The 23,068-nt window shown below is 58.8% G+C and carries 23 protein-coding genes; 18 read left to right on the forward strand and 5 right to left on the reverse strand.

Translation table 11 applies throughout. The features are described 5' to 3' along the window. Window positions 1–58 precede the first annotated feature (58 nt). The 5 genes from aroC to mtnC all read left to right on the forward strand — a co-directional run bounded on the left by aroC (window position 59) and on the right by mtnC (window position 4,281). On the forward strand, window positions 59–1,150 hold the full coding sequence (gene aroC, locus H8F23_RS12015; protein ID WP_099758435.1) for a chorismate synthase: 1,092 nt from the start codon (window positions 59–61) through the stop codon (window positions 1,148–1,150). A 34-nt stretch (window positions 1,151–1,184) separates the two neighbouring features. Further along, window positions 1,185–2,330 carry an MFS transporter gene (locus H8F23_RS12020; protein ID WP_093441720.1) on the forward strand — a complete coding sequence of 382 codons (1,146 nt, stop codon included), beginning with the start codon at window positions 1,185–1,187 and terminating at the stop codon, window positions 2,328–2,330. Continuing rightward, a complete protein-coding gene (locus H8F23_RS12025; RefSeq protein ID WP_099758436.1) occupies window positions 2,327–2,953 on the forward strand; it encodes a methylthioribulose 1-phosphate dehydratase in 627 nt (208 codons plus the stop codon). The genes H8F23_RS12020 and H8F23_RS12025 overlap by 4 nt, the downstream gene beginning before the upstream one ends. 94 nt (window positions 2,954–3,047) lie before the next feature. Next, window positions 3,048–3,593: a 1,2-dihydroxy-3-keto-5-methylthiopentene dioxygenase gene (locus H8F23_RS12030; RefSeq protein WP_194934507.1), complete on the forward strand. Its 546-nt coding sequence runs from the start codon at window positions 3,048–3,050 to the stop codon at window positions 3,591–3,593. Window positions 3,594–3,597: 4 nt separating this feature from the next. Continuing rightward, window positions 3,598–4,281 (forward strand): acireductone synthase, encoded by a 684-nt coding sequence (mtnC, locus tag H8F23_RS12035; RefSeq protein ID WP_194934508.1) that lies wholly within the window; start codon window positions 3,598–3,600, stop codon window positions 4,279–4,281. A gap of 190 nt (window positions 4,282–4,471) precedes the next feature. Here mtnC and H8F23_RS12040 read toward each other — a convergent pair whose 3' ends face one another. Continuing rightward, window positions 4,472–4,750: a DUF3509 domain-containing protein gene (locus H8F23_RS12040; RefSeq protein WP_194934509.1), complete on the reverse strand. Its 279-nt coding sequence runs from the start codon at window positions 4,748–4,750 to the stop codon at window positions 4,472–4,474. Window positions 4,751–5,140: 390 nt separating this feature from the next. Between H8F23_RS12040 and H8F23_RS12045 the strand changes: the two genes are divergently transcribed. From H8F23_RS12045 to H8F23_RS12090, 10 genes are all read left to right on the forward strand, one after another. Further along, on the forward strand, window positions 5,141–6,979 hold the full coding sequence (locus tag H8F23_RS12045; protein ID WP_194934510.1) for a long-chain-acyl-CoA synthetase: 1,839 nt from the start codon (window positions 5,141–5,143) through the stop codon (window positions 6,977–6,979). A gap of 97 nt (window positions 6,980–7,076) precedes the next feature. Then, complete coding sequence (locus H8F23_RS12050) at window positions 7,077–7,595, forward strand: ankyrin repeat domain-containing protein (RefSeq protein ID WP_194934511.1); 519 nt, start codon at window positions 7,077–7,079, stop codon at window positions 7,593–7,595. A gap of 165 nt (window positions 7,596–7,760) precedes the next feature. Further along, the gene (locus tag H8F23_RS12055; RefSeq protein WP_093441747.1) at window positions 7,761–8,291 is read left to right on the forward strand and encodes a hypothetical protein; all 531 of its coding nucleotides are present in this window, start codon (window positions 7,761–7,763) and stop codon (window positions 8,289–8,291) included. A gap of 77 nt (window positions 8,292–8,368) precedes the next feature. Continuing rightward, on the forward strand, window positions 8,369–8,560 hold the full coding sequence (locus H8F23_RS12060; RefSeq protein ID WP_007914053.1) for a PLDc N-terminal domain-containing protein: 192 nt from the start codon (window positions 8,369–8,371) through the stop codon (window positions 8,558–8,560). 241 nt (window positions 8,561–8,801) lie between these two features. Next, the gene (speE, locus tag H8F23_RS12065) at window positions 8,802–9,677 is read left to right on the forward strand and encodes a polyamine aminopropyltransferase (protein WP_194934512.1); all 876 of its coding nucleotides are present in this window, start codon (window positions 8,802–8,804) and stop codon (window positions 9,675–9,677) included. 220 nt (window positions 9,678–9,897) lie between these two features. Beyond that, complete coding sequence (locus H8F23_RS12070) at window positions 9,898–10,131, forward strand: hypothetical protein (protein ID WP_123449605.1); 234 nt, start codon at window positions 9,898–9,900, stop codon at window positions 10,129–10,131. A gap of 208 nt (window positions 10,132–10,339) precedes the next feature. Beyond that, the gene (locus H8F23_RS12075; RefSeq protein ID WP_093441760.1) at window positions 10,340–10,687 is read left to right on the forward strand and encodes a ribonuclease E inhibitor RraB; all 348 of its coding nucleotides are present in this window, start codon (window positions 10,340–10,342) and stop codon (window positions 10,685–10,687) included. Window positions 10,688–11,175: 488 nt separating this feature from the next. Next, a complete protein-coding gene (locus H8F23_RS12080) occupies window positions 11,176–12,585 on the forward strand; it encodes a circularly permuted type 2 ATP-grasp protein (RefSeq protein WP_007914061.1) in 1,410 nt (469 codons plus the stop codon). Between the two features lie 12 nt (window positions 12,586–12,597). Then, on the forward strand, window positions 12,598–13,548 hold the full coding sequence (locus H8F23_RS12085; RefSeq protein WP_016982907.1) for an alpha-E domain-containing protein: 951 nt from the start codon (window positions 12,598–12,600) through the stop codon (window positions 13,546–13,548). Beyond that, a complete protein-coding gene (locus tag H8F23_RS12090) occupies window positions 13,545–14,348 on the forward strand; it encodes a transglutaminase family protein (protein WP_007914065.1) in 804 nt (267 codons plus the stop codon). The genes H8F23_RS12085 and H8F23_RS12090 overlap by 4 nt, the downstream gene beginning before the upstream one ends. Before the next feature lie 120 nt (window positions 14,349–14,468). Here the strand turns inward: H8F23_RS12090 and H8F23_RS12095 are convergent, their stop codons facing one another. Further along, complete coding sequence (locus H8F23_RS12095; RefSeq protein ID WP_194934592.1) at window positions 14,469–15,290, reverse strand: c-type cytochrome; 822 nt, start codon at window positions 15,288–15,290, stop codon at window positions 14,469–14,471. Window positions 15,291–15,875: 585 nt separating this feature from the next. Between H8F23_RS12095 and H8F23_RS12100 the strand changes: the two genes are divergently transcribed. The 3 genes from H8F23_RS12100 (at window position 15,876) to H8F23_RS12110 (ending at window position 20,065) form a co-directional block, all read left to right on the forward strand. After that, complete coding sequence (locus H8F23_RS12100) at window positions 15,876–17,081, forward strand: acetyl-CoA C-acetyltransferase (protein ID WP_194934513.1); 1,206 nt, start codon at window positions 15,876–15,878, stop codon at window positions 17,079–17,081. A gap of 24 nt (window positions 17,082–17,105) precedes the next feature. Continuing rightward, entirely contained in the window at window positions 17,106–19,250 is a 2,145-nt protein-coding gene (locus H8F23_RS12105; protein ID WP_194934514.1) for a 3-hydroxyacyl-CoA dehydrogenase NAD-binding domain-containing protein, read from the forward strand. A gap of 92 nt (window positions 19,251–19,342) precedes the next feature. Continuing rightward, window positions 19,343–20,065 carry an amidotransferase gene (locus H8F23_RS12110; protein WP_099758443.1) on the forward strand — a complete coding sequence of 241 codons (723 nt, stop codon included), beginning with the start codon at window positions 19,343–19,345 and terminating at the stop codon, window positions 20,063–20,065. Window positions 20,066–20,150: 85 nt separating this feature from the next. Here the strand turns inward: H8F23_RS12110 and H8F23_RS12115 are convergent, their stop codons facing one another. The 3 genes from H8F23_RS12115 to H8F23_RS12125 all read right to left on the reverse strand — a co-directional run bounded on the left by H8F23_RS12115 (window position 20,151) and on the right by H8F23_RS12125 (window position 22,882). Continuing rightward, window positions 20,151–21,122 (reverse strand): magnesium and cobalt transport protein CorA, encoded by a 972-nt coding sequence (locus tag H8F23_RS12115; RefSeq protein WP_194934515.1) that lies wholly within the window; start codon window positions 21,120–21,122, stop codon window positions 20,151–20,153. Window positions 21,123–21,256: 134 nt separating this feature from the next. Beyond that, the gene (locus H8F23_RS12120) at window positions 21,257–21,979 is read right to left on the reverse strand and encodes a lysophospholipid acyltransferase family protein (protein WP_194934516.1); all 723 of its coding nucleotides are present in this window, start codon (window positions 21,977–21,979) and stop codon (window positions 21,257–21,259) included. 213 nt (window positions 21,980–22,192) lie between these two features. Beyond that, a complete protein-coding gene (locus tag H8F23_RS12125; RefSeq protein ID WP_194934517.1) occupies window positions 22,193–22,882 on the reverse strand; it encodes a crotonase/enoyl-CoA hydratase family protein in 690 nt (229 codons plus the stop codon). Window positions 22,883–23,068: the final 186 nt, after the last annotated feature.

Here is a 23,068-nt window from a genome sequence, read left to right on the forward strand (position 1 = left end):
AGCCTGCGTATACTGGCGCGCATCACGAATTTGGGTTTGATTTCACGGAGCGTCCTGCATGTCCGGCAATACCTACGGCAAGTTGTTCACTGTCACCACCGCTGGCGAGAGCCATGGTCCGGCGTTGGTCGCCATTGTCGACGGCTGCCCGCCGGGCCTGGAGATCTCCCTCGAAGACCTGCAGCGCGACCTCGATCGCCGCAAGCCGGGCACCAGCCGCCACACCACCCAGCGTCAGGAAGCCGACGAAGTCGAAATCCTCTCTGGCGTATTCGAAGGCCGCACCACCGGTTGCTCGATCGGCCTGCTGATTCGCAACACCGACCAGAAGTCCAAGGACTATTCGGCAATCAAGGATCTGTTCCGCCCGGCCCACGCCGACTACACCTACCACCACAAATACGGTGAGCGCGACTACCGTGGCGGCGGCCGCAGCTCGGCACGCGAAACCGCGATGCGCGTGGCGGCGGGTGCGATCGCGAAGAAATACCTGGCCACCCAAGGCATCGTTATTCGTGGCTACATGAGCCAGCTCGGCCCGATCGAAATCCCGTTCAAGACCTGGGATTCGGTGGAAGACAACGCTTTCTTCAGCCCCGATCCGGATAAAGTCCCGGAGCTGGAAGCCTACATGGATCAATTGCGTCGCGATCAGGACTCGGTCGGGGCGAAGATCACCGTGGTCGCTGAAGGGGTGATGCCGGGTCTGGGCGAGCCGATTTTCGACCGTCTCGACGCTGAGCTAGCGCATGCGCTGATGAGCATCAACGCGGTCAAAGGCGTGGAAATCGGTGCCGGTTTTGCCTCGGTCGCGCAGCGTGGCACCGAACACCGCGATGAAATGACCCCGGAAGGTTTCCTCAGCAACAACGCGGGCGGCATTCTCGGTGGTATTTCGTCCGGTCAGCCGATCGTTGCGCATCTGGCCTTGAAGCCGACGTCGAGCATCACCACCCCGGGCCGCTCGATCGACATCCACGGCAATCCGGTCGATGTGATCACCAAGGGCCGTCACGATCCGTGCGTCGGCATCCGTGCCACGCCGATTGCCGAAGCGATGATGGCCATTGTGCTGATGGATCACTTGCTGCGTCACCGTGGCCAGAATGCCGATGTGCGCGTGAGCACGCCGGTGCTGGGCCAGCTTTGATGGCAGGCCTTAAAGCCGTCGCGGCATAACCGGCGTGGCGGCGCTCCCTTACTGGCGGCTGTCCAGTTTCTATCTGTTCTATTTCGCCTTGCTCGGGTCGACAGCGCCGTTTCTGGCGCTGTACTTCGACCACCTCGGCTTTAGTCCCGCGCGGATCGGTGAGCTGGTCGCGATCCCGATGCTGATGCGCTGTGTGGCGCCGAACATCTGGGGCTGGCTCGGTGATTACACCGGCAAACGCCTGGCTATCGTGCGTTTCGGCGCGGTGTGTACGCTGCTGACGTTTTCACTGATCTTCGTCAGCAAGACCTACGCCTGGTTGGCGATGGTCATGGCCTTGCACGCGTTCTTCTGGCACGCGGTGCTGCCGCAGTTCGAAGTCATCACCCTGGCGCATTTGCAGGGGCAGACCTCGCGCTACAGCCAGATTCGTTTGTGGGGCTCGATCGGGTTCATCATCACTGTGGTTGCACTCGGCCGATTGTTCGAATGGCTCAGCCTCGACATCTACCCGGCGGCGCTGGTGTTGATCATGGCCGGCATCGTCCTCAGCAGTCTGTGGGTGCCGAACGCGCAGCCGCCGCAAGGCAATCGGCCGAGCGGTGAGGGTTTTCTCACACAACTGCGCAATCCCGGCGTGCTGGCGTTTTACGGCTGCGTCGCGCTGATGCAAATGAGCCACGGCCCGTATTACACCTTTCTGACCTTGCACCTTGAGCGCCTCGGCTACACCCGCGGCACCATCGGTATGCTCTGGGCCGTGGGTGTGGTCGCCGAAGTGCTGATGTTCATGGCAATGAGCCGGATTCTCGCGCGGTTTTCCCTGCGCCGGGTGCTGATGGCAAGTTTTCTGCTGGCGGCGCTGCGCTGGTTGTTACTAGGTTCGTTCGCCGAGTTCCTGTGGGTGTTGTTGTTTGCGCAGGTGCTTCACGCGGCGACCTTCGGCAGTTTTCACGCCGCTGCCATCGCTTTCGTGCAACGTAGCTTCGGCGCGCGCCAGCAAGGGCAAGGCCAGGCGTTGTACGCCGCACTGGCCGGCACCGGCGGCGCCATGGGCGCGTTGTATTCCGGCTACAGCTGGAATGCCCTCGGCGCGACATTGACCTTTAGTATTGCCAGTCTCGCGGCGCTCGCTGCTGCCGTTATCATTGCCACACGTATGCAAGAGGACAGGCCATGAGCCTTACGCGTGAACAACTCGCCCAGCAAATCGTCGATGCCGGGCGCTTTCTTTATGGTCGCGGCTGGTCGCCGGCCACCAGCAGCAACTATTCGACGCGCCTGTCGCCAAGCGAAGCGCTGCTGACCGTGTCGGGCAAGCACAAGGGCCAGTTGAGTGTGGACGATGTGCTCGCCACCGACCTCTCCGGCACTAGCCTGGAACCGGGCAAAAAGCCGTCCGCCGAAACCCTGCTGCACACCCAGCTGTATAGCTGGCGGCCGGAGATCGGCGCAGTGCTGCACACCCATTCGGTCAACGCCACGGTGCTGTCGCGCCTGACTCCGCAGGACTTTATCGAGTTCGAAGACTACGAGCTGCAAAAAGCCTTCAGCGGCATCTCGACCCACGAATCGCGGGTGCGCGTACCGATTTTCGACAACGATCAGGACATTGCGCGCCTCGCCGCCAAGGTGCAGCCTTGGCTCGACGCCCATCCTGATTGTGTCGGTTACCTGATTCGCGGCCACGGCCTCTATACCTGGGGCGCGCAGATGAGCGACGCGCTGCGGCAGATCGAGGCCTTTGAATTTCTGTTTGAATGCGAGTTGAAAACCCGCAGCGTCATGAACCGCCAAGGCTGACTTCACCAGAAGTAGCCCATTTGCCTGATGAAATGCTGTGCCCGACCGGTCTGCAAGAACCGGACGGCAAGGCCGATACCGAGGAATTGCCCCAATGAGCAGCCTGTCCGTCTATCACGTCGCAAGCCCCGACATTCCAAACAAAGTGCTGACCCACTTTGAAGACATCGCCTCGACCCTGGCCGAGCAGGGCGTGCGCTTCGACCGCTGGCAAGCCGCCGCGAAAATCCAGCCCGGCGCCACCCAGGAAGAGGTGATCAGTGCTTATAAAGAGCAGATCGACAAACTGATGACCGAGCGCGGTTACATCACTGTCGACGTCATCAGTCTGAACAGCGATCACCCGCAAAAAGCCGAATTTCGCGCCAAGTTCCTCGAAGAGCACCGCCATGGCGAAGACGAAGTCAGATTTTTCGTCGCTGGTCGTGGCCTGTTTACCCTGCACATCGACGATTACGTTTATGCCGTGCTTTGTGAGAAGAACGACATGATCTCGGTACCGGCCGGCACCAAACACTGGTTCGACATGGGCGAGCATCCGCACTTCGTCGCGATCCGTCTGTTCAACAACCCGGAAGGCTGGGTTGCCAATTTCACCGGCGAAGACATCGCCAGCCGCTTCCCGCGTCTGGAGGACTGATTCGATGTCGATCAAAGCCATCGTCACTGACATCGAAGGCACCACCAGCGCGGTAAGTTTCGTGTTTGACGTGCTGTTTCCGTACGCGGCCAAACATTTACCGGATTTCGTGCGGCAGAACGCCGAACGTGCCGATGTGGCCGAGCAACTCGACGCCGTGCGCCGTGACAGCAATGCGCCGCAAGCCGATGTTGAGCGGGTTGTCGAGATTCTGTTGAGCTGGATCGAGGAAGATCGCAAAGCCACTCCACTCAAGGCCTTGCAAGGCATGGTCTGGGCGCAGGGTTATCACGCCGGGCAATTGAAGGGGCATGTTTATCCAGATGCCGTTGAAGCGCTGCGACGCTGGCATGCCGCGGGTTATCAACTGTTTGTGTACTCGTCGGGTTCGGTTCAGGCGCAGAAACTGATTTTCGGCTGCTCGGAGGCGGGGGATCTGACGCCGCTGTTCAGTGGCTATTTCGACACGACGTCGGGGCCCAAGCGTGATGCGCAGTCGTACACCAATATTCAGCAAGCCATCGGTGTTGAAGCGGGGGAGATTCTGTTCCTCTCGGACATCGTCGAAGAACTCGACGCCGCGCAAGAGGCTGGCCTGCAAACCTGCGGCCTGGCCCGTGAAGGCGGGGAACTGGGGAACCACATCACCGTCGACACGTTCACCGGAATAGAACCCGAAGCTTTCTAACCCACACAATCCCTGTAGGAGCTGCGGAACGCTGCGATCTTTTGATCCTGATCTTCAAAAACAAGATCAAAAGATCGCAGCGTTCCGCAGCTCCTACAAAGAGTTAGAGATCGCAGTAAAGATCGCGCATAAAAAAACAGGCCGTGAAGCGGAAGCTCCACGGCCTGTTTTGTTTAATGCGTTTGAAAAATTACAGCGAGTGATAGGTCGGCAGAGCAAAACGCTGCTGGCTCTGCAGCATGGCAATTTGCGGCAACTCACTGGCTTGTTCTGCCAGGTCACGACGAATTGCACTGATGGCCCACGACAGTTGGTCGCCGGCATGCAGTTGTTGATAAGTCAGTGCGCGTTTGAACACTTTGCCGTCGCTGCTGCGCAGGGTCAGCAGGATCCCGCCATCGGGACGTGGCGCAGTGATGACGTCGAAGTTGGAGAACAGGGAGGTAAATTTTTCTTGGATCAGGCTCATGTCTTTCCGCTCCGTATGCACTTGAATGGCAAGCATGCAGAGGAGGTTGCAGCGATTGTGCCAGCATTTGAAAATAAAAAAATCGTTATAAATCAACGAGATAAAAATAATTAAAATTCAGATGGTCGTGCAAACTGCATGAATGGCCATCGTGCATCCTGCATTTTGCGGGATCGATATCGATTCGATGGAACCAATCGCTGAACCGCAGATCACCTGCGCTCGCTGAAGAGCAGCGGATACAAAACATTGCAAAAACCGCGTGTACAGGCCGAGAAGCGCTGACGTATTTTCGACCTCGACCCGTGCTCGAATGCGCCGGTTGGTTCAAGTCAAAGCCCGAAAAATAAAAACATCGACCTGCACGTCAAGGTTGAACGGGGAGCTTCCATGAGTCACGCGCCAAGCGACACGATTACCTGGGGCATGATGCTCCGCAAACTGCCGATGATTGCCAAAGCCATCCCGCGGGTGGTCAAGGGCATGAAGGTGGCCAACGTCACGGATCCGACCCAAAGCTGTGGCCTTGGCTGGACATTCGAGCAAGCGACGCTGCGCAACCCCGAGGGGCCGGCGTTACTGCACGGCGATGTGCGACTGAGTTATGCGCAGGTCAACCAGTGGGCCAACCGCATCGCTCACTATCTGAACGGGCAGGGCATCGGCAAGGGCGACGTGGTCGCAGTGTTCATCGAAAACCGCCCGGAACTGCTGGTGACCATTCTGGCGCTGGCCAAGGTCGGCGCGGTCAGCGCGTTGCTCAACACCTCGCAGACGCGTGACACACTTGTCCACAGCGTGAATCTGGTGGCGCCGGTGGCGATCATTGTGGGCGAAGAACTGCTTGCAGCGTATGCGGCGATTCGCGATCAAATAGCGATCACTGCACCGCGCACTTGGTTTGTCGCCGATCAGGACACCTACAGCCATCCGGGCATTGCGCCCGACGGGTACGTCAATCTGATCAGCGCCAGTGCCGACGCCTCCAGCGAGAATCCGCCGAGCAGCCAGCAGATCTTCTTCGACGATCCGTGTTTCTACATTTATACCTCCGGCACCACCGGCCTGCCCAAGGCCGGGGTGTTCAAGCACGGGCGCTGGATGCGCAGCTCCGCCAGTTTCGGCATGATCGCTCTCAATATGAGCCCTGACGACGTCGTCTATTGCACCTTGCCGCTGTACCACGCCACCGGTCTTTGCGTGTGCTGGGGTTCGGCGGTGAATGGTGCTTCGGGTTTCGCGATTCGCCGCAAGTTCAGCGCCAGTCAATTCTGGAACGATGTGCGCCGCTATCGCGCGACCACCCTCGGTTATGTCGGCGAGTTGTGCCGTTATCTGGTCGATCAACCGGCCAGCGCCGATGACAGCCGTCACGATGTGCGCAAGATGATTGGCAACGGCTTGCGCCCCGGCGCTTGGGCCGAGTTCAAGACACGTTTCGCCGTCGAGCACATCTGTGAGCTGTACGCGGCGAGCGACGGCAACATCGGATTCACCAACATTCTCAACTTCGACAACACCATCGGTTTCTCCCTGATGGCCTGGGAATTGGTCGCCTACGACCATGACAGCGGCGAGCCAATCCGCAGTACTGACGGATTCATGCGCAAGGTCGGCAAAGGCGAGCAGGGGCTTTTACTGGCAAGGATTGACGAAAAAGCCCCGCTGGACGGCTACACCGATCCACAGAAAACCGCCAAGGTCGTGTTGCACGACGTGTTTACGAAAGGTGATCGTTTTTTCAACACCGGCGACCTGCTGCGCAATATCGGTTTCGGGCACGCCCAATTTGTCGACCGCCTCGGCGACACCTATCGCTGGAAGGGCGAAAACGTCTCGACCACCGAAGTCGAAAATCTTCTGCTGCAACACCCGCAGATTTCCGAGGCGGTGGCCTATGGCGTGGAGATCTGCAATACCAATGGTCGCGCCGGTATGGCGGCGATCACGCCAGCGGAATCCCTTGCGACGCTGGATTTCGCCGAGTTGCTGACTTTTGCCCGGGAGCGAATGCCAGCTTATGCCGTGCCATTGTTCCTGCGAGTGAAGGTCAAGATGGAGACCACCGGCACCTTCAAATACCAGAAAACCCGCCTCAAGAACGAAGGCTTCGACCCCGGCCAGACGGGGGATGACCCGATTTTCGCATGGCTGCCCGGCACGCAGACTTACGTTCGGGTCACCGATGAAGTGTTGGCGGAAATTCATCAGGGCAAGCATCGTTATTGAATCTGACTATGGCTCGACTTGAGAAAAAGGGGGTGACAGCCAGCGCCTCGCTCGGGAAACTGTCGGCTTTCCGATTGACCGAAAGTGGAGTTGCCCCATGTCCGACCAAAGCCGCCAGATGACCCCTGAAGAAGCTGCCGAATTCACCGAGCAGGTTTTCAACAAGGCGCGCGACGGTGATGCCGAGATGCTTGATCGCCTGGTCACGGCCGGTTTGCCAGTCAACCTGAAGAACAGCAAGGGTGACACGTTGTTGATGTTGGCCAGCTATTACGGCCATCTGGATGCGGTGCAGGTGTTGCTCAAACACAAGGCCGATCCGGAAATGCGCAATGGCAACGGCCAGAGCCCGATTGCCGGCGCCGCGTTCAAAGGCGATCTGCCGGTGGTCAAGGCGCTGGTCGAAGCGGGCGCAGAGATCGAAGGCTCGTCGTTTGATGGTCGTACGGCGCTGATGATGGCGGCGATGTTCAACCGCGTTGAAATCGTTGATTACCTGATCAGCAAGGGGGCCAATGCGCAAGCCAAGGACGCCAATGGCGTGACGGCGCTGGATGCGGCCCGCACGATGGGGGCGGTTGATACCACCGCGAAACTGGAAAAACTGCTGGCCTGACGGGCCTCAAAAGATCGCAGCCTGCGCCAGCTCCTCCATTGAACGCGGTTGCCCGCCATTCCGCGGATGAGCGCTGAGCGTAGGCGCTGCCGAGGCTGCGATCTTTTGCTTTGTGCGCTATCCTCCGCGCCCTCGAAATTCACCTTCGCCACAGGATCCGCCCTCATGAAAGCCGCACTCGTCGAACTCATCAGCAAAATCAGCTCCGGCTGCATGGGCGAGGACGAGATCCTGAAAGTGGCTGACGAAGCTGCGCAAGCTTACGCCGATGCGGGTGCCTTTCTGGCAGCCAACCCGGACATCAACTACGACGACACATTCCCGATTGCGTTGGGCGAGTGGGTCGTGGTCGGCAGCCTGCCGGAAACCGTGCTGTTCCAGGCCGACACCTATGTCGACCTGTTCGCGCAGATCGTTGCCTCGTTCGGCCCGGGCGTGGATTTCAACCTAAAACCCAAGCAACTGGCCAAGACCGAAGCATTGACCGCCCTTAACCGCATCCAGGTGCAGATGAGCAGCCTGAACAAGGAAAACGGCGGTTACACACTGATGAACTTCAGCCAGTTGCTCGACGACGAACTGCAGGTGGTGCTGGTCTACGGCAATGACGTGCCACGGGTGCTGGAGCTGTGCGCCGAAGTCGGTATCGCCGCTGCGCCATCGCTCGAAGCGCTGAAGATCGCCGTGCACGTCTGAGCGAGATAGCAATAAAAGGGAACCCTGCGCGCGACCGTCTATCCTAAAAGTGCATGCCACTATTCTGGAGCGACACCATGGGTTCCACGTTCAACGGTCTGATCGGTCTGATCATCCTCGCCCTCGACATCTGGGCCATCATCAATGTGTTGAAAAGCGGCGCAACCACCGGGATGAAAATCGTCTGGGTGCTGCTGATCATCCTCCTGCCAGTGCTGGGCCTGATCATCTGGGCGATTGCCGGACCGCGAGGCAACGTGCGGATCTGACGCTGACCCCGAGAACACCGCAATACCCTGTAGCAGTGAGCCTGCTCGCGATAGCTATCCTCCAGTCAATGAGTCAGTGACTGAAAAACCGCTATCGCGAGCACGCTCACTCCTACAAGGGATTGCGGTTTGCTGATGAAGGGAGGTTCGACCTGTCATCTTCGGCAACGTAGAATGCGCGCCTTTCCCGGGCAATCTCCCCCCACGATTGGCGCCCGCGCATTCATCGGAGTACTTGACCATGACCGTCACCAAAACCAGCGAGTACCTGGAAACCCTCTACGAGGGCTACGGTCAGCGCTTTCGCATGGAAAAACTGCTGCACGAAGTGCGCACTGAACACCAGCACCTGGTGATTTTCCAGAACCCGCGCATGGGCCGGGTCATGGCGCTGGACGGCGTGATCCAGACCACTGAAGCCGACGAATTCATCTACCACGAAATGCTCACCCATGTGCCAATCCTCGCCCACGGCAGCGTCAAGCGCGTGCTGATCATTGGTGGCGGTGACGGCGGCATGCTCCGTGAAGTGACCAAGCACGCCGGTGTCGAGCACATCACCATGGTCGAGATCGACGGCACCGTGGTCGATATGTGCAAAGAGTTCCTGCCGAATCACTCCAGCGGCGCCTACGACGATCCACGCCTGAACCTGGTGATTGACGACGGCATGCGTTTCGTCGCCACCACCACCGAAAAATTCGACGTGATCATCTCCGATTCCACCGACCCGATCGGCCCGGGCGAAGTGTTGTTCTCGGAGAACTTCTATCAGGCGTGCCATCGCTGCCTGAACGAGGGCGGCATCCTCGTGACCCAGAATGGCACACCGTTCATGCAGATCGACGAAGTGAAAACCACTGCCGGTCGCCTGAACAGTCTGTTCCCGGACTGGCACTTCTATCAGGCCGCCGTGCCGACCTACATCGGCGGCTCGATGACTTTCGCCTGGGGCTCGACCAACCCGGCGTACCGCAAACTGAGCCGTGAAACCCTGCAACAGCGCTTCATCGGCAGCGGCATCGTCACCCGCTACTACAACCCTGAAATCCACATCGGCGCGTTCGGCTTGCCGCAGTACGTGCTGCAGGCGATCAACAAGCCAGGCAACGACTGAATAATCGCTGCAAATCTTTGCAGGACTGAGCCTGCTGGCGATTACGGTTTGTCTACCAACATCAGCGTTGGATGAGAAATCACTATCGCGAGCAGGCTCACTCCTACAGTAGATGTCGTTTTTTTCATCTTCGCCCGCTGTAATCCTTTTGAACCAACTCTCTGCGTCTAAAGTCGAGATAGGTGTAAGCCCATTTGCGGGTTTGATCGAGGAGGCACTGATGCAAAAGTGGAAAGTCACTTTCGTGGATGATCACGGTGAAATTCTTGATGAAGTCTTCGAACGTGAGGAATGCCCGTCCGATGACGAAGCCGCGCGGCTTATCAAGGAGCGGCTTCTTCCGGTCGCCGCCAAGCTGGATCTGAATGATCTGGAAGGGCGCACCGCCGATGCCGGGGTGAAAAACCTCAAAACCCAGAATGGCATCGAAATCCGCAGCATCACACCCGTCTGACAGTTCCTGTCATCTCTTGAAACCAGGCCTTGGCAGCAGCTCTATCTTGGGGCTACTCTGCAAGCGAGATCAGCGAACGGATCGCTAAGGTCTGGTCTTGTCAGCTACATGCTTGTTCCCGCGTGCAACCACGTTGCCGTCGTACTTTGGCCAAAGGCCCGGGGCGGGAATACGGAAAGTCTATCCATCTATGCGAGGGGGACGATTCATGAGCACAGCCTATCAAGAAGACATCAGCAGCAATGTTCTGCGCCGCATGAAAGAAGGCGGTTTCGATTTTTCCCGATTCCATCCCATCGAGTTCTACGCGATTTTCCCGGACGAGGAGCGGGCGCGCAGGGCGGCAGGCAAATTTCGCGGTGAATCCATCAATGCCCAGGTCAGTCTGCGTGATGACGGTGCGTGGGCGCTGGAATTGAGCAAAGTGATGTACGCGACGTATGACGATATCGGCGACTTCGAGCAGGGCTTTTCCGCCGTGGTCGAGCCGCTGGGCGGCATCATCGAAGGCTGGGGCGTGAAGCAGGAGGTGCGCAACCGCCATCGTTTGAACTGATCTCATGCAAAAAGAGCTAAGCAACGGCTGACCTTTGGGTCGGCCGTTGTCGTTTCCGGCGTCTGCAAAAACGCAGTGGCAAAACCCTGAAACAACAATCCAAGGCAAAAAAAAGCCACCGGAGAGGGTGGCTAAAAGGGAAGACCGATAAGGAGAGGAAACCGGTCAGGGTTGCAGCGGGGCGGGCCGCCGAGGCGATCCCAATCAGTTGCGCTGGCCGCTTCATGGCGCCGGGGCCGGTGAAGTTTTGCAGCGGATGTGCGGATTATCCGCAGGCAGCACCGGGCAGTGAAATCAACTCTGACTATGCTGGTGATAGGCGATGCAGTGCGTCGCAATGAAGCGGGGGCAATCCGGTTGGGGCATTTGCCGCACAGGAATGGTGCGGTGCCTGCGGCGTGTATTTCCAACCGATTGAAATCAAAGCGTTTATGCCGATGGCACGGGCCTTGCGAAGGCCTGTAGGTCCGGGTGACAAGGAGTACGGCATGATCCGCACCTATTTTGATGAGATGTACGATGCCGGCGGCCAGGTTCGCCCGCATTATCGGGAGTTCGCCCGATGGCTGGCCGACACGCCTGACGAGCTGCTGGCTCAACGGCGACGCGAGGCCGATCTGCTTTTCCATCGCGCCGGCATCACGTTCACGCTCTATGGCGACGAGCAGGGCACCGAGCGCCTGATTCCTTTCGACACCATCCCGCGCAGCATCCCTGCCAGTGAATGGCGAATCGTTGAGCGCGGCTGCATCCAGCGGGTCAAGGCGCTGAACATGTTTCTCGCCGACCTCTATCACGAGCAGCGCATCATCAAGGCCGGGATCATTCCTGCCGAACAGGTGCTGGCCAACGAGCAATATCAGTTGGCGATGCAAGGCCTGGATCTGCACCGCGATATCTATTCGCACATCTCCGGCGTCGATCTGGTGCGCGATGGTGACGGCACCTATTACGTGCTCGAAGACAACCTGCGTACACCGAGCGGCGTCAGCTACATGCTCGAAGACCGCAAGATGATGATGCGCCTGTTCCCGGAGTTGTTCGCCGCCCAGCGTATCGCCCCGATCGATCACTACCCGAACCTGCTGCTCGACACCCTGAAAAGCTCAAGTCCTATTGATGACCCGAGCGTGGTGGTGCTGACGCCGGGGCGCTTCAACAGTGCGTTCTTCGAGCACGCATTCCTGGCGCGGGAAATGGGCGTTGAACTGGTCGAGGGCGCGGATCTGTTCGTTCGCGACGACAAAGTCTTCATGCGCACTACGGACGGCCCGAAAGCGGTGGACGTTATCTACCGTCGGCTCGACGACGCGTTTCTCGATCCGCTGGCGTTCAACCCCGACTCGATGCTCGGTGTGCCGGGGCTGCTGTCCTCTTATCGCTCGGGCAACGTGGTGCTGGCCAACGCCATCGGCACCGGCGTAGCGGACGACAAATCGGTGTATCCGTTCGTCACTGACATGATTCGGTTCTACCTCGACGAAGAGCCGATTCTGAAGAACGTACCGACCTGGCAATGCCGCAACCCGTCTGAACTTTCTCACGTGCTGGCCAATCTTCCAGATCTGGTGGTCAAGGAAACCCAAGGCTCAGGCGGTTACGGAATGTTGGTGGGGCCGGCATCGACGAAAGCGGAAATCGATGCCTTCCGCGAACGAATCAAGGCCAAGCCTCACGCATACATCGCGCAGCCGACGCTGTCGCTGTCGACCTGTCCAACCTTTGTCGAAAACGGCATTGCGCCGCGCCATATCGACTTGCGTCCGTTTGTCTTGTCCGGGCGCGAAACCCGGGTAGTGCCTGGGGGGTTGACCCGTGTGGCGCTGCGCGAAGGCTCCTTGGTGGTGAATTCCTCCCAGGGTGGCGGAACCAAGGACACCTGGGTGGTCGAGGATTGAAGGAAGCTTGCCATGTTAAGTAGAACTGCCTCGGATCTGTATTGGATGTCGCGTTACCTGGAGCGGGCGGAAAATCTCGCGCGGATGCTCGACATCAGTTATTCGCTGTCGCTGATGCCGCAGGACGGTCGCGGCGACGGTTTGCACGAATTGGCCATGCCGCTGCTGATCACCGGTACCCTCGACGATTACCTCGAGCGCCATGGCGCGCTGCATGCTGAGCGTCTGCTGCACTTTTTTGCCCTCGATGCGGCTAACCCGGCGAGCATTTACAGCTGCCTCGGCGCGGCGCGGGCCAGTGCCCATGCGGTGCGTGGGCGGATCACGGCGGACATGTGGGAGAACATCAATTCGACGTGGCTGGAGATTCGTGGAATCGCCGAGCAGGGCCTCAGTCGCTATGGCATGAGCCGTTTCTGCGAATGGATCAAGGAGCGTTCGCACCTGTTTCGTGGTGCGTCGTACGGCACGATCATGCGTAATGATGCGTTTCGTTTCATTCGCCTCGGTACGTTCATCGAACGCGCGGACAACACCCTGCGATTGCTCGATGCCCGCTATGAAATGGCGGGCGATCAGGCTGAAGCAGTCAGCGACGGGACGGCCCACGCCTACTACCAGTGGAGCGCCTTGCTGCGCGCCTTGTCGTCATTCGAGGCCTATACCGAAATCTATCGCGATGCGCCGGGGGCGCGGCATGTTGCCGAGTTGCTGTTGTTGCGCGCCGATGTTCCGCGCTCGCTGCGGGCCTGCACCGAAGAGATCGATCAGATTCTTGCGCAGTTGCCCGGAGCCAACGGTCGACCGGCACAACGTCTGGCGGCCGAAATGGATGCACGCCTGCGCTACACCGGCATCAACGAAATTCTCGAGGAAGGCCTGCACGCCTGGCTGACCGAATTCATCCCGCTGGTGCGCCAGCTGGGCAACGCCATTCACAGTTCCTACCTGGAGGCTGCATGAGACTTTCCATTAGCCACGAGACCACCTATCACTACGAAGATCAGGTGCGGGCGAGCATCCAGTACCTGCGGCTGACCCCACACGACAGCGAGCGTCAGCACGTGTTGAGCTGGCAGCTCGATTTGCCGCGCCCGGTGCGCGCGCAACTCGATCCGTTCGGCAATATCCTGCACGTGCTGACCATGGATGAACCGCACGAAGCGATCATCATTGGTGCGCGCGGGCAGGTCGATATCGACGAACTGCGCGAGGCCGAGCATGAGAGCCAGTCGGCGCTGCCGTTCCTGCGCTTTACCCGTTTGACCGAGGCGGATGAGGCGTTACGCGCGTTCGCCGAGAAATCCTGCAAGCAGCGGCGTGATCGCACGGCGCTGATCGATCTGATGCACGGCTTGAATCAGCACATGACCTACACGCCGGGGTCCACCGAGGTCGATACCAGCGCCGCTGAGGCCTTCGCCGGGCGTGCGGGTGTTTGCCAGGATCATGCTCACGCGTTTCTGGCTTGCGCACGCAGTCTCGGGATTCCGTCGCGTTATGTGTCGGGGTATCTGTACAGCGAGGATTGCGAGCATCTGGCCAGCCACGCCTGGGCTGAAGCGTGGCTGGATGACGCCTGGTACAGCTTTGATGTGACCAATGAACTGGCGCGGCCCGAACGCCATCTGAAACTGGCGGTGGGTCTGGATTATCTGGATGCCTGCCCGGTGCGCGGCATGCGCCGTGGCGGTGGGTGTGAGCAGATGCATGCGAAAGTGTTCGTCTCGCCAACCCCGATCATCTCGGTGCAACAGCAGTAACGGGTTCACACAAAACTCATGTGGGAGTGAGCCTGCTCGCGATAGCGGTCTGTCAGTTACAAATGTGCTGACGGATACACCGCTATCGCGAGCAGGCTCGCTCCCACAAGGGAAATGGCGTTACGGCTTAACCTTGCGTCCGGCCATGTGCTTGAGATACCTCACCAGCAACTCCAAATCCCCCTCCGGCAACACCTCCACCGAAAACCCCGGCATCTTCGCCTGCGGCCACTGACGCAAACTCTGCGGATCCCGAATGTAACGCTTAAGGAAATCCGCGCCGAAATACTCGGTCGGGCTGTAAGGAATATTCAGGTCCGGCCCGAATTGCGCATCACCCGCACCGTTCAACCGGTGACACGCCAGACAGTTTTTCTGAAACAGCGCAAACCCTTGATTCACCGGGTCATCTGCTTTCAACGCAGGATCCGGCAGCAGGGCAGGGAAACGCTCCGCCACTGGCGCCATGCGCTTGATGCTCGCGACTTCGAACGGCCATTGCTCCGGGCTGATATTGCCGGCCTGCGGATCGGTCCAGACCAGATAAAACGGCCCGGCGCTGTGCTTGCCTTCCGACAGCGGTGGCCACGGCTGCGCCGGATCTTCGATGGCCAGCCATGCTCGCGCACCTGTTGTATTAAGCAACGGCGCAGCTGACAGCTCGGCGGCAAAGCCGTCCAGTGCCACCGCTTGCAGGTGATCCTGCGGTTTGATCCCTGTCAGCAATGAGGCCACAGGCACGGCGCGATAAGTCATGTCCTTCTTGTAGGACACATCGTTTTTGATAGTCAGGGTTTGCACTTGAGGATGCTTGAGCAGTTCCTCGGTCTGCCAGGTGCGGCTGCTTGCGCCCAGTTGCAGATCCAGCTGTGCGGCAGACAAGGGCATGCTCAGCAGCATGGCCCCGAACACAATGAGCGCTTTCAAATGATCGCCGTCCATGTCGTGGGAGTGCGCCAAGGTTGGCACAGCCACGCTGGCCCGGGTAGCGGGCCAGTCACATTTTCAGTGGCGATGAGCAGCGCCCGGCGCTCGAGTCAACCGATGACCTTGGTCAGATTCGGCAAAATCAACAACAGCGTCGTGGCGAAAAGAATGAGCCCTGCTTGACGAACTTTCGGTTGTTTGAACATGGCTTGACCGCCTTTATTGTTATTTCCTGATGCCTGCCTGCATATCCATGACGGCAAGCGCTGCACTTCCTGTTGAAGAACGTCTGCCCCGGCAAAACCCGACGACTCTGACGTACATGTTCTACATTAGGGGCCGCGTCACGCTTGGCTTAGATCCATTTCATATGGAGTACTTGCCAGATGCGATAAAAAAGGCATGAGGCTTATTGCCAGCTTCTTTGCCGACCGCTGGCTAGACAACTCGCCGACCTGAACCGGTTCACCCAGCCTCCGATGACCGTCCGTCTGAGCGTGTGCGTCAACCGCATTGAGCGCTGTGGTCATTGAATCCATGGCCGCTCGGGTCAAGAGTGGAGGTACAAGTAATCACTCCCCGCACAGGTTCGAGGACGTCATGACCCAAGCTTTGATATTCGATGCGTTACGCACGCCCCGTGGCAAAGGCAAGGCCGATGGCGCCCTGCACAGCGTCAAACCGGTGAATCTGGTCGCTGGTCTGCTCAACGCGCTGCAAGAACGCTCCTCGCTGGACACCAGTCAGGTCGATGACGTAGTGCTCGGCTGCGTGACGCCGATTGGCGATCAAGGCTCGGACATCGCCAAAACTGCCGTGCAAGTGGCCGATTGGGATGTCAGCGTTGCCGGTGTGCAGATCAATCGTTTCTGCGCCTCGGGTCTGGAAGCGGTCAACCTCGGCGCGATGAAAGTGCGCTCGGGTTTCGAAGATCTTGTAGTGGTCGGCGGTATCGAGTCGATGTCGCGGGTGCCCATGGGCAGTGATGGCGGCGCCTGGGCGCTCGATCCGCAGACTAATCTGCACAGTCATTTCACTCCGCAAGGCGTCGGTGCCGACCTGATCGCTACGCTTGAGGGCTTCAGTCGTCACGACGTCGATACCTACGCGCTGCACTCGCAGCAGAAAGCCGCACGGGCGCGGGCCGATGGCTCGTTTAACAAGTCGTTGGTGCCGGTGCGGGATCAGAACGGCATTATTCTGCTCGATCACGATGAGTTCATTCGCGCCGAATCGACCCTGGAAGGCTTGGGCAAGCTCAAGCCAAGTTTCGAAATGATCGGGCAGATGGGCTTCGACGCGACCGCGCTGCGGGTCTACAGCCATGTCGAACGCATCAATCACGTGCACACACCGGGCAACAGCTCAGGGATCGTCGACGGTGCCGCGCTAATGCTGATCGGCTCCGAATCCAAGGGTCGTGCGCTGGGCCTGCAACCTCGGGCGCGGATTGTCGCCACGGCGGTTACCAGCACCGATCCAACCATCATGCTCACAGGCCCTGCGCCGGCAACGCGCAAGGCACTGGCCAAGGCCGGGTTGCGCGTTGAAGACATCGACCTGTTCGAAGTCAACGAAGCGTTTGCTTCGGTGGTGCTGAAGTTCATCAAGGACATGTCCGTCGATCCGGACAAGGTCAATGTCAACGGCGGCTCCATCGCCATGGGCCACCCGTTGGGCGCGACCGGTTGCGCGATCCTCGGCACCTTGCTCGATGAGCTGGAAGCGCGGCGCCTGCGTTATGGCCTGGCGACGCTGTGCGTCGGCGGCGGCATGGGCATTGCCACCATCATCGAACGCCTCTGAGCCCCGAATTCAAGGAACCTTGTTATGAGCGAAGCCATTCGTTACGAAAAAGGCCAGGACGCGATCGTCGTGCTGACCATCGACATGCCGGGCCAGAGCGCCAACACCATGAACGCTGTGTACCGCGAGGCCATGGCCGCGTGCGTCGCTCGGCTGGTGGCGGAAAAAGACAACATTGCCGGGGTGATCATTACGTCGGCAAAGAAAACCTTCTTTGCCGGCGGCGACCTCAATGAGCTGATCAAGGTCGGCAAGCCTGAAGCCAAAGCCTTCTACGACATGGTGCTGACCCTCAAAGCGCAGTTGCGCACCCTGGAAACCCTCGGCAAACCGGTGGTCGCAGCGATCAACGGCGCGGCGCTGGGCGGTGGTTGGGAAATCTGCCTCGCCTGTCACCACCGCGTGGCACTGGATGACGCGTCGGTACAGCTCGGTCTGCCGGAAGTGACCCTCGGCCTGTTGCCGGGCGGCGGCGGGGTGGTACGCATGGTGCGCATGCTCGGTCTCGAAAAAGCGCTGCCCTATCTGCTCGAGGGCAAGAAGGTGCGTCCACAGCAGGCATTGCAGGCCGGTTTGATTGATGAGCTGGCGGCGAATCGCGATGAATTGCTGGCCAAGGCGCGCGCCTGGATCGTCGCCAATCCGACGGCGGTACAACGTTGGGATGTGAAGGGCTATCAGATTCCGGGCGGCACGCCGTCGAATCCGAAAGTGGCGCAGATGCTGGCGATTGCGCCGTCGATTCTGCGTAGCAAGACCCAAGGGACAATGCCGGCGCCGGAGAAAATCCTCTGCGCGGCAGTCGAGGGCGCGCAGGTCGATTTCGACACCGCGCACTTGATCGAAACCCGTTACTTCACCGAACTGACCACCGGGCAGATCTCGAAAAACCTGATCGGCACGTTCTGGTTTCAACTCAATGAGATCAACGCCGGAGGTTCGCGGCCGCAGGGCTTTGCGCCTTATAAGACGCAGAAGGTCGGCGTGCTCGGCGCCGGGATGATGGGCGCGGGGATTGCGTTTGTCAGCGCTTCGGCGGGTATTGAAGTGGTGCTCAAGGACGTCAATCTGGCTGCCGCCGAGAAAGGCAAAGCCCATTCTGCGGCGTTGCTGGACAAGAAAGTCGCCCGTGGGCAGATGGATGCTTTGAAGCGTGATGAGGTGTTGGCGCGGATCAAACCGTCCGAAAATGATGCCGACCTCGCGGGTTGCGATCTGATCATCGAAGCGGTGTTTGAGGATCGCGATCTCAAGGCCAGGGTCTCTGCTGCAGCCCAGCGGGTTGTTGGCGCCGAAGCGGTCATCGCCTCCAACACGTCGACGTTGCCGATCACCGGGCTGGCGGCTGCCGTACCTGATCAAAGCAAATTCATCGGCCTGCATTTCTTCAGCCCGGTAGAAAAAATGCCGCTGGTGGAAATTATCAAAGGTGCACAGACCAGCGATGAAACCCTCGCGCGCGGTTTCGACTTCGTGCTGCAAATCAAGAAAACCCCGATCGTCGTCAACGACAGTCGCGGCTTCTTTACTTCACGCGTCTTCGGCACCTTCACCAACGAAGGCATCGCCATGCTCGGCGAAGGCGTGAGCGCACCGATGATCGAGACCGAGGCGCGCAAGGCCGGGATGCCGATCGGGCCTCTGGCGATCTCTGACGAAGTTTCCCTCAGCCTGATGAGCCATATCCGTCAGCAAACCGCCAAGGACCTACAGGCAGAAGGGAAACCGCTGATTGAGCACCCGGCCTTCGCCGTGATTGACTTGCTGCTTAACGAATACAAGCGTCCGGGCAAAGCCGCGGGTGGTGGTTTTTACGATTACCCGGCTGGTGGGCAGAAACATCTGTGGCCCGACTTGAAGGTGCGTTTCGAAAAGGCTGACGGACAGATTTCGCCCAAAGACGTGCGTGATCGGCTGCTGTTTGTACAAGCCATTGAAACCGTCCGTTGTGTGGAGGAGGGCGTACTGACCTCGACGGCGGATGCCAACGTCGGCTCGATCTTCGGTATCGGTTTTGCGCCGTGGACCGGCGGTGCGTTGCAGTTCATCAACCAGTACGGAGTGAAAGATTTCGTCGCTCGCGCGCAGTATCTGGCTGAACAGTATGGCGAGCGTTTCGCACCGCCCGCGCTGCTGCTGGACAAAGCGGCAAAAGGTGAAATGTTCTAAGGACAACGAGCATTCCGGGGCTTGCCTTGCCAGGGTGTTTCAAGGCAGGCTCTGGGGTGTTCATTATTCCCATCACGTGTCAGGTATTTTTTATGTCGCTACGCATCTGCATTCTGGAAACCGACATCCTGCGTCCGGAACTGGTCGATCAATATCAGGGTTACGGGCAGATGTTCCAGCGCCTGTTCTCACAGCAACCGATTGCCGCCGAGTTCACTGTCTACAACGTGATGCAGGGCGAATACCCGAGCGACGACCAAACCTTCGACGCATACCTGGTCACCGGCAGCAAGGCTGACTCGTTTGGTACTGATCCGTGGATCCAGACCCTGAAGGAATACCTGCTGACTCGTTACGAGCGTGGCGACAAACTGCTCGGCGTGTGCTTCGGCCATCAACTGCTGGCGCTGCTGCTCGGCGGCAAGAGCGAGCGCGCCACGCAAGGTTGGGGTGTTGGCACCCATAACTACAAACTGGCGGCGAAGGCGCCGTGGATGAACCCGGTGCGTGAGGAGCTGACGCTGCTGATCAGCCATCAGGACCAGGTCACAGCGCTGCCGGAAAACGCCACGGTGATTGCTTCCAGCGATTTCTGCCCGTTCGCGGCCTATCACATCAACGATCAGGTGTTGTGCTTTCAGGGCCACCCGGAGTTCATTCACGATTACTCGCGGGCGCTGCTCGATCTGCGTCAGGAAGCGTTGGGTTCGCAGATCTACAGCAAAGGTGTGGCTAGCCTGGAGCAGGAACACCATGGCGCCACAGTGGCGGAATGGATGATGCGCTTTGTGGCGCACAAGCCGGAAACGGTTTAACAGCAGATCAAAAGATCGCAGCCTCCGGCAGCTCCTACACTGAGACGCTGTAGGAGCTGCCGAAGGCTGCGATCTTTTGCTTTTTTTATAACCACCCAGACTTCTTGAAACTCGCCCACAAACTCACACATCCCACCGCAATAAACCCCAGCACACCGAAATAGCCGTAGTGCCAGCTCAACTCCGGCATGTTCTGAAAATTCATCCCGTAAATCCCCGCCACTGCCGTCGGAAACGCCAGAATCGCCGCCCAGGCAGCAAACTTGCGTTGCACCACGCTTTGCCGTGATGCCTCTAGCAACACGCCAATCTCGATGGTCTGGCTGGCAATGTCGGCCAAGGTGGTCAGGTCTTCCATTTGCCGCGTGACGTGAATCTGCACATCACGGAAGTACGGGCGCATGTTCTTATCGATAAACGGGAAACTCAGCTTCTGCAGTTCCTCGCCAATCTCCACCATCGGCGCTGCGTACCGACGCAGGCGCACGACATCGCGACGCAAGCCATGCAGCTTCTGAATGTCACGCTCATTCAACGCACTGCACAAAACATTGCGCTCAAGTTCATCGATCTCGGCATGGATCGCTTCGCCGACCGGCTGATAGTTTTCGATGACAAAATCGAGCAACGCATACAGTACGAAATCTTCCCCGTGCTCCAGCAACAGCGGACGCGCCTCACAACGTTGGCGGACATGCGCGTAGGACGCCGAGTGGCCATTACGCGCGGTGATGATGTAGCCCTTGCCGGCAAAGATGTGCGTCTCGATAAATTGCAGAACGCCGTTCTCGCGGATGGGTGAGTAGGTGACGATAAACAAAGCGTCGCCAAAGGTTTCGAGCTTCGGTCGACTGTGTTTTTCCAGGGCGTCTTCAATGGCCAGTTCGTGCAGGTTGAACTGACGTTGCAGGTTGGACAGCTCTTGTGCATCCGGCTCTTCCAGGCCGATCCACACGAAGTGGCCGGTTTTCGCAGCCCAGGCAGCGCCTTCGTCGAGGGTAATATTGGTGACTTTCTTGCCTGCGCTGTACACCGCAGCAGCAACAACTCGACCCATGGTGGTGATTCACTTCTTCTTGGCAGGTGGCAGGGAATTCAAGGCTTCAGCTTAGCCGTGTCGCTGCTTGAGAGTCAGTGAAATCTGTACAGTTCACCGGGCAAAAGAAAACCCGCACAGGGCGGGTTGTCTTTTCAGGCAGCTTGCAGTTGCCGATCCATCGATTCAATGCACTCGCGCATCTGCTCGCGGCACTGATTGATGAGCATGGGCATGTCGTCCATGGTCAATCCGGCTGTAGGAATCGCCGGCAACGAGCGTATGAGGATTTTCCCACTGCGCCAGCGATTCAGGCGCATGTGCTTGATGTAACTGCTGACGCAAACCGGAACGATGGGTACACCGGCAGCAATCGCCATCTGGAACGCACCCTTCTTGAAAGGCAGCAATTCTTCGCCGAGGTTGCGCGTGCCTTCCGGGAACACCCAGATCGAAGTGTCTTTGTTCTGCAGGGTGTTGGTGGTCGTGAGCATCGATTGGCGCGCCTTGTGCGCATTGCCACGGTCGATCAAGACATTACCGGCCAGCCAGAACAATTGCCCGAACAGTGGCACCCATTTGAGGCTCTTCTTGCCGATGCACACGGTGCGGCGAGGCACTACGTTGCCGAACACGAACAGATCATAATTGGACTGATGGTTGGCGATGATCACGCAGCTGTCGGGTTTGTTCATCAAACCGCTGACGTCGGATTTCACTCTTAAACGCAAAATACACATCGCCGGCAGCGCGTAGAGACGGGCGCACAGACGGCTGTTGTCCGGATTGAACGGGCGGCAGATGCCGAGAATCACCCCGAGCACGCCGGCGAGAATAAAGTGCAGGCCCATCAATAACATACGAAACACGAACAGCATTTTCAGGCCCCACCGGGACAAAAGGTGGCGCAGTGTACGGATGTGCACTGTTTTCGGCAATTGCCGCTATAGAGTGCGGAGATAGCCGATGTTTAAGCGCATGTTTCAGAATGGAGGGTCAGACCTGTCCTAGAGCGGTCGCGGACTTTTAAACCATGCGTGCAAGAAAAAGCCCGACACGACGGTCGGGCTTCTTTTGCGCATCAGCCGGGCTTAGCCCAGATGCTCCTGATCCTGGATGATCGCGTTATCCAGAGCTTCCAGCAGTGCTTTACGCACCTTCAACTTGGTGTTCTTGTGCGCGAGCATGTTGATCTTCTTCAACTGACGCGCAGCGGCGAGGGCGGCACCTTGCAGTTCCTCGGCGGCAACCACCCTGTCGAGGAAACCGGCATCCACGGCGCTTTTTGGATCGAACATCTCGCCGTTGATCACCGAGCGGTGGAATGCCGAGCGACGCAGGCGATCGCGAGCCAGTTCGATACCCGCGTGGTGCATGGTCATGCCGATCTGCACTTCGTTCAGACCGATGCTGAACGGGCCGTCGACACCGATGCGATAATCAGCAGACAACAGAATGAAAGCGCCTTTCGCCACCGCGTGACCTGGGCATGCGACGATCACCGGGAACGGGTGAGAGAGCAGGCGCCGGGCCAAGGTCGACCCTGCGGTTACCAGCGACACAGCTTCTTTAGGGCCAGCGGTCATGACTTTCAGGTCATAGCCGCCGGACAGAATCCCTGGCTGACCGGTGATGATCACGATGGCACGATCAGTCACCGCCTGATCCAGCGCCGCGTTGAATGCCGCAATCACGTCCGGAGAAATGGCATTGACCTTGCCGTTGCTCAAGGTCAGGGTCGCGATACCGTCTTCGAGGTGGTAGGAAATCAACTCACTCATGACGCTATTCCTTGTAAGAAAGATGGGCAGACGTTACCCACCGCCGCAGGCCAGGTAAAGCGCCATGACTGACCCGCCAGTCACCGTTTCCCGACCCACCCGGCGTGGCTAGGCGTTCTGCTTCTATATAGAAGGGCTGCACCCACCGAAGATTGGCCGGTTTGCCATGGCCTGCTAGCGGGCAAA

The sequence above is a fragment of the Pseudomonas neuropathica genome (genome assembly GCF_015461835.1).
Taxonomy (GTDB): Bacteria; Pseudomonadota; Gammaproteobacteria; order Pseudomonadales; family Pseudomonadaceae; genus Aquipseudomonas; species Aquipseudomonas neuropathica.

What these genes read in the sequence shown, in the direction of transcription:
- aroC (WP_099758435.1), top strand. Translation starts at nt 59, where the DNA reads ATGTCCGGCAATACCTACGGCAAGTTGTTCACTGTCACCACCGCTGGC.
- H8F23_RS12025 (WP_099758436.1), top strand. Translation starts at nt 2,327, where the DNA reads ATGAGCCTTACGCGTGAACAACTCGCCCAGCAAATCGTCGATGCCGGG.
- H8F23_RS12030 (WP_194934507.1), top strand. Translation starts at nt 3,048, where the DNA reads ATGAGCAGCCTGTCCGTCTATCACGTCGCAAGCCCCGACATTCCAAAC.
- mtnC (WP_194934508.1), top strand. Translation starts at nt 3,598, where the DNA reads ATGTCGATCAAAGCCATCGTCACTGACATCGAAGGCACCACCAGCGCG.
- H8F23_RS12040 (WP_194934509.1), bottom strand. Translation starts at nt 4,750, where the DNA reads ATGAGCCTGATCCAAGAAAAATTTACCTCCCTGTTCTCCAACTTCGAC.
- H8F23_RS12045 (WP_194934510.1), top strand. Translation starts at nt 5,141, where the DNA reads ATGAGTCACGCGCCAAGCGACACGATTACCTGGGGCATGATGCTCCGC.
- H8F23_RS12050 (WP_194934511.1), top strand. Translation starts at nt 7,077, where the DNA reads ATGTCCGACCAAAGCCGCCAGATGACCCCTGAAGAAGCTGCCGAATTC.
- H8F23_RS12055 (WP_093441747.1), top strand. Translation starts at nt 7,761, where the DNA reads ATGAAAGCCGCACTCGTCGAACTCATCAGCAAAATCAGCTCCGGCTGC.
- H8F23_RS12060 (WP_007914053.1), top strand. Translation starts at nt 8,369, where the DNA reads ATGGGTTCCACGTTCAACGGTCTGATCGGTCTGATCATCCTCGCCCTC.
- speE (WP_194934512.1), top strand. Translation starts at nt 8,802, where the DNA reads ATGACCGTCACCAAAACCAGCGAGTACCTGGAAACCCTCTACGAGGGC.
- H8F23_RS12070 (WP_123449605.1), top strand. Translation starts at nt 9,898, where the DNA reads ATGCAAAAGTGGAAAGTCACTTTCGTGGATGATCACGGTGAAATTCTT.
- H8F23_RS12075 (WP_093441760.1), top strand. Translation starts at nt 10,340, where the DNA reads ATGAGCACAGCCTATCAAGAAGACATCAGCAGCAATGTTCTGCGCCGC.
- H8F23_RS12080 (WP_007914061.1), top strand. Translation starts at nt 11,176, where the DNA reads ATGATCCGCACCTATTTTGATGAGATGTACGATGCCGGCGGCCAGGTT.
- H8F23_RS12085 (WP_016982907.1), top strand. Translation starts at nt 12,598, where the DNA reads ATGTTAAGTAGAACTGCCTCGGATCTGTATTGGATGTCGCGTTACCTG.
- H8F23_RS12090 (WP_007914065.1), top strand. Translation starts at nt 13,545, where the DNA reads ATGAGACTTTCCATTAGCCACGAGACCACCTATCACTACGAAGATCAG.
- H8F23_RS12095 (WP_194934592.1), bottom strand. Translation starts at nt 15,290, where the DNA reads ATGGACGGCGATCATTTGAAAGCGCTCATTGTGTTCGGGGCCATGCTG.
- H8F23_RS12100 (WP_194934513.1), top strand. Translation starts at nt 15,876, where the DNA reads ATGACCCAAGCTTTGATATTCGATGCGTTACGCACGCCCCGTGGCAAA.
- H8F23_RS12105 (WP_194934514.1), top strand. Translation starts at nt 17,106, where the DNA reads ATGAGCGAAGCCATTCGTTACGAAAAAGGCCAGGACGCGATCGTCGTG.
- H8F23_RS12110 (WP_099758443.1), top strand. Translation starts at nt 19,343, where the DNA reads ATGTCGCTACGCATCTGCATTCTGGAAACCGACATCCTGCGTCCGGAA.
- H8F23_RS12115 (WP_194934515.1), bottom strand. Translation starts at nt 21,122, where the DNA reads ATGGGTCGAGTTGTTGCTGCTGCGGTGTACAGCGCAGGCAAGAAAGTC.
- H8F23_RS12120 (WP_194934516.1), bottom strand. Translation starts at nt 21,979, where the DNA reads ATGCTGTTCGTGTTTCGTATGTTATTGATGGGCCTGCACTTTATTCTC.
- H8F23_RS12125 (WP_194934517.1), bottom strand. Translation starts at nt 22,882, where the DNA reads ATGAGTGAGTTGATTTCCTACCACCTCGAAGACGGTATCGCGACCCTG.